Genomic DNA, 4,451 nt, shown 5'->3' on the forward strand with positions numbered 1-4,451 from the left:
GCCTAGCGGGCAGGCCGCGGACCCGGCACAGGCCAACGGGCCCGACGACAGCTACTCCTACGGACCGGGCACCGCACCCTGGCAATCGCCGGCCGGCCGTGCCAGCGAACCGGCGGGAGCTGGCGCTAACGGGGTACCGGGCGGCGGTTCCGGCGGCGGCGCTTACCAGCGCCCCGTGAACCAGGATCAGGGTTCCTGGTTCACTCCGCGCGGGCGGCAAGACGAGGGCACAGAGGCCTCCGGCGGCGCCACCCGCGCCGCGGGACGTGCCGGTGACGGGTACGGCTACGGGGATCAACGGGACAGCTACGCGCCCGGCCGCGAGCAAGGCGATCGTGCGCCAGGAGGCTACCCGGGCGGCGACTCCCGGCCCGACGGCTACTCCCCCGGCCGGCACTCAGGCGGCCATGCCGGGGTCGCCGGTTACGTCGCCGATCGCTCTCCTGGCGACCGTTACCCGGCAAGTGGCGATCAGCGGTCCGGCTTCCCGCCCAACGGCAACGACTACGCCGCGAACGGCACCACCGGCAACGACTACGCCGCACAACCCGGCGGCTTCGGCGGACAATCGCCACGGAGCTTCGCAGGGCAGCAGCCAGGGACGTCTGGCGGGCGACAGCCGGGCGGCTTCGGCGGGCAGCAGCAGCCGACGACCTTCGGCGGGCAGCAGCCAGGCGGCTTCGCCGACGAACGGTCGAGGAGCTACGCCGACCAGCAGCCACGAGGTTTCGCCGGGCAGCAGGCAGAGAGCTTTGGCGGGCAGCAGCCAGGCGGCTTCGGCAGCGGGCGGCCGGAGAGCTTCGGTGGGTCCTCTGGTCAAGTGCCTGCCGGATTCGGTTCTGCCGGGCCAGAGTCAGGCAGCCACCGAAGCCCGCAGCCGCAGCCCGCCAGCTTCGACAGCCAGATTCCGCCGGCGCCGCAGCGGCCTTCAGGCCCGCACCAGGTCCCAGCACCGGCGGCAGCGCCTCATGGATCGGCGGGCCGCGGATACCTGGGACAGCTTGCCGGGTACCCGGGGCAGGCCCCGTTCGGCCAGGACTACGCGGGTTCAGATCAGCAGGCGCCTGGTTACACGCAGGGCAGCTACGCATCCGGGCAGCGGCCGGGCGACTTCGGCGGGGCGACCCAGCCGGGCACCTTCCCAGGCACACCGCAATCGGGATCGTTCCCGGGGACAACCCAGGCGGGACCGTTCCCAGGCGCACCGCAGCCGGGTCAGTTCCCCGACACCACCCAGCCAGATCACTTCCCTGGAGGGCAGCAGGCGGGCGCGTTCCCGGGAACATCACAGCAGGGCGCCTTCTCCGGGACGCCGCAACCTGGTTCCTTCGCTGGGGCACCGCAGCCAGATTCATTCTCGGGGACCCAGCCGGGGGCACCGCAGCCAGGCGCCTTCCCTGGCTCGCCCCAGCAGGGTGCCTTCCCTGGGGCATCCCAGCAGGGCGCCTTCCTTGGAGTGCAGCAGCCGGCCGGGTTCCGCGGTGCCGCTGAGACGGCGACATTCCACGGGGCTGCCCAGCCGGGCGGCTTCCCTGACGCGGCCCAGCCGGCATTCCCCGGCACGGCCAACCCGGGCGGCTTCCCAGGCCAGCCGGGCGGCTTCGGCGACCAGCAGCCGGGCGCTTTCGGCGACCAGCAACCAGCCGCTTTCGGCGGCCAGCAGTCAGGCGGCTTCCCTGGTCAGCCTGGCGGCTTCGGCGGGCAGCAGCCGGGCGGCTTCCCTGGCCAGCACCAAGGCGGCTTCCCAGGCCAGCCAAATGGCTTCGGCGACCAGCAAACGCGGGCGTTCCTTGACCCGAGCCCCGATACGGGCTATCCGGGCCAGCAGCCTGGCGGTTACCCGGGCGCCCCGGGCGCCCCGGGCGGCCCGAGCGGCGCGTACCCCGGCTACCCCCAGCAGGACGCGTATCCGGGTTACCAGCAGGGCGGGTATCCCGGGTTCCAGCAGGCCGCGCCGGGCGGGCCCCCGGCGCTGCCGGGCGCGGACAGGTCAGGCGGCGGCAAGACAGGCAGCGGCAAGACGGGCGGCGGCAAGCTCAAGGGCAAGCGCGGCCTGCTCATCGGCGGCGCGGCCGTGATAGCGGTCGCAGCCGTCGCCGGGGTGATCGTCACGCCCAAGCTGCTCGGCCCGACCGATCCTGGCTGCAAGTCCTACACGGGGACCGCGCTGACCGCGTACAACAACACGATCGACGATCTCAACGCGCAGGCCTCGCAGGCCAAGCTCACCACCGACATGAACACGGCGATCGCCGAGCTGCAGACCGCGGCCGGGCAGGCGCAGAGCGCCTCCGCCAAGACCGCGCTCAACGGCCTGCTCACGGAACTGACCGCCGTGCGCACCGACGTGCAGAGCGGCTCGGTGCCGTCCGCGACCGTTAGCCAGCTCAACGCCGCGGCCAACAAGGCCGACAACGCCTGCTAGCCGGGGCGCACTCAGCAGAAGTGGCTGGTGTGACTGGCGGCAACCGTAGCGCACGTTGCTGATATGGCGTGAGCGGCTCATTTGGCCTACAGGTTGAGGGCCAGAGTCCACGGTGCCGGGTCTGGCACGAATCAGCCGCCGTGCTCAGCATGATCACGAAGAAAAATCGTCCTATGCGCGCGATTTTCTTTCGTGATCATGAAATCAGCGGGCTCGGGCCGGCCGGCGCGGACCCGCTGACGGTAGGCGCGCGCGCCGCCAACAGGAACGGCCGTTGTTTCAATCCCTTCTTCTATCTCATCGTCCCGGTGCTCGGCATCGCCACGTTCGTCCCCGCCTGGCTCACCTCGGCGGGTATCAAGGTGTTCTCCTTCGTGGTGCCGCTCGCGCCGCCCGCCTCCTACATGGGCCCAGGGGTCGGCGGCTTCATGCTGGTGGGCGTCGCGTACCTTGGCTACCTGTACGCACGGCACCCGCGGCGGGTCACCGAGGTCGGCCTGGTCCACCTCGACGAGCCAGCCGGGGCGGCCGAGACGGGACCGGCGACAGGCGGGGAGGCAACCCCATGGGCGACCTGGAAGTGATCAGCTACCGGCCGGAGCCCGGCGAGTACGCCTGGACGTTCGGCGGGGCGGCGCCGGTCAGGCGGCTCACGCCGCCCGTCGCCCTCAGCGTGTACACCGAGGACGCCTTCGCGGGCCGCGTCAGGAGCGAGACGGACCTGGTCTCCACCCAGAACATCACCGGCCTCAACCCGCAGACCGGCCCCTTCTACATCGAGGGTGCCGAGCCGGGCGACACGGTGGCCGTCCACTTCGTGTCGATCGAGCCCGCCAGGGACTGGGCGGCGTCCACCACGGTGCCGCTGTTCGGCGCGCTGACCGGGACTCACCTGACCGCGCTGCTCCACGAGCCGCTCGAGGAGCTCGTGTGGCTGTGGCAGCTCGACAGGGCGGCCCGCGTATGCCGGTTCACCGCGCGGAAGAGCGTCTTCACCGCGGACCTGCCGATGGAGCCGATGCACGGCACGGTGGGCGTGGCTCCCGCGCAGCGCGAAGTGCGGTCATCGCTGGTCCCCGACGCGTTCGGCGGCAACATGGACACGCCGGAAATGCGCGCGGGCACCACCTGTTACCTGGGCGTCAACGTGCCAGGGGCGCTGCTGTCGCTCGGCGACGGCCACGCCAGGCAGGGCGAGGGCGAGACCTGCGGCGTCGCGGTAGAGTGCGCGATGAACACGGTGCTCATCGTGGACCTGGTCAAGGGCGCCGCGCCGACACCGTGGCCGCGGCTGGAGAACGATCTTTACGTCATGTCCGCGGGCTCGGCGCGGCCGCTGGAGGATGCGTTCCGCATCGCGCAGCACGACATGGTGGGGTGGGTGTCCGCCTTGTGCGGCCTCGACCCGCTGGACGCCTACCAGCTCGTCACCCAGGCGGTGGAGTCGCCGCTGGCCAACGTCTGTGACACGAACTACACGTCGATCGCCAAGATGCCCAAGCGGTACCTGCCCACGGCGGCATTCGGGGGCATCCACGACCAGCTCCGGGAGCTCGCCACGAGCCTCTAGTCTGCCCAGACCGTACCCATCGGGCGGCACGACCTCATAGTGTGGATAGTGGTCGCTCTCTACCCCGGACGGACGCATGGAATCAGAACCCTTGCTGGACAGCCTGCGTAGCGCGGTCACCGCGATGCCCGACGACGTTCCGCTGCGGCTGCACCTCGCGTCGCTGCTGCTGCGCGCCGGCCAGCGGGACGAGGCGGTCAGGCACCTGGGCGCCGTGCTGCAGCGCGACCCGGGCAACGGTGAGGCGCTGGCCATGCTGACCGGCCAGCATCCGTCCGCGCCGGCTGATCCTGCCGTTTCGCCGGAACGTACGGTGGCTCCTGCCGACGACTCCGCTTCCTCACCCGCGGTGGCAGACCCCGCAGACGACGGCGACGCCCCGGTCCTTCCCACGGCACCCACGGCACCCCCGGCGACCCCGGCGCCCGCTGCACCCCCGGCGCCCCAGACGCCCGC

3 protein-coding genes and 1 pseudogene are annotated in these 4,451 nt (G+C 71.8%); all 4 read left to right on the forward strand.

Going from position 1 to position 4,451, the window contains the following annotated elements; translation table 11 throughout:
• Positions 1–2,425 (forward strand): annotated as a pseudogene (locus WA805_RS31495) (hypothetical protein); the annotation flags it as partial.
• 173 nt (positions 2,426–2,598) lie between these two features.
• Positions 2,599–3,009: a hypothetical protein gene (locus tag WA805_RS31500; protein WP_425244162.1), complete on the forward strand. Its 411-nt coding sequence runs from the start codon at positions 2,599–2,601 to the stop codon at positions 3,007–3,009.
• Entirely contained in the window at positions 2,991–3,995 is a 1,005-nt protein-coding gene (locus tag WA805_RS31505) for an acetamidase/formamidase family protein (protein ID WP_422338368.1), read from the forward strand. The genes WA805_RS31500 and WA805_RS31505 overlap by 19 nt, the downstream gene beginning before the upstream one ends.
• Positions 3,996–4,071: 76 nt before the next feature.
• The coding region (locus WA805_RS31510; RefSeq protein ID WP_425244163.1) for a tetratricopeptide repeat protein at positions 4,072–4,451 on the forward strand (380 nt) is incomplete at its 3' end.

Origin of the sequence: Trebonia sp. (genome assembly GCF_049794275.1) — a bacterium.
GTDB lineage: Bacteria > Actinomycetota > Actinomycetes > Streptosporangiales > Streptosporangiaceae > Trebonia.

What these genes read in the sequence shown, in the direction of transcription:
- WA805_RS31500 (WP_425244162.1), top strand. Translation starts at nt 2,599, where the DNA reads ATGCGCGCGATTTTCTTTCGTGATCATGAAATCAGCGGGCTCGGGCCG.
- WA805_RS31505 (WP_422338368.1), top strand. Translation starts at nt 2,991, where the DNA reads ATGGGCGACCTGGAAGTGATCAGCTACCGGCCGGAGCCCGGCGAGTAC.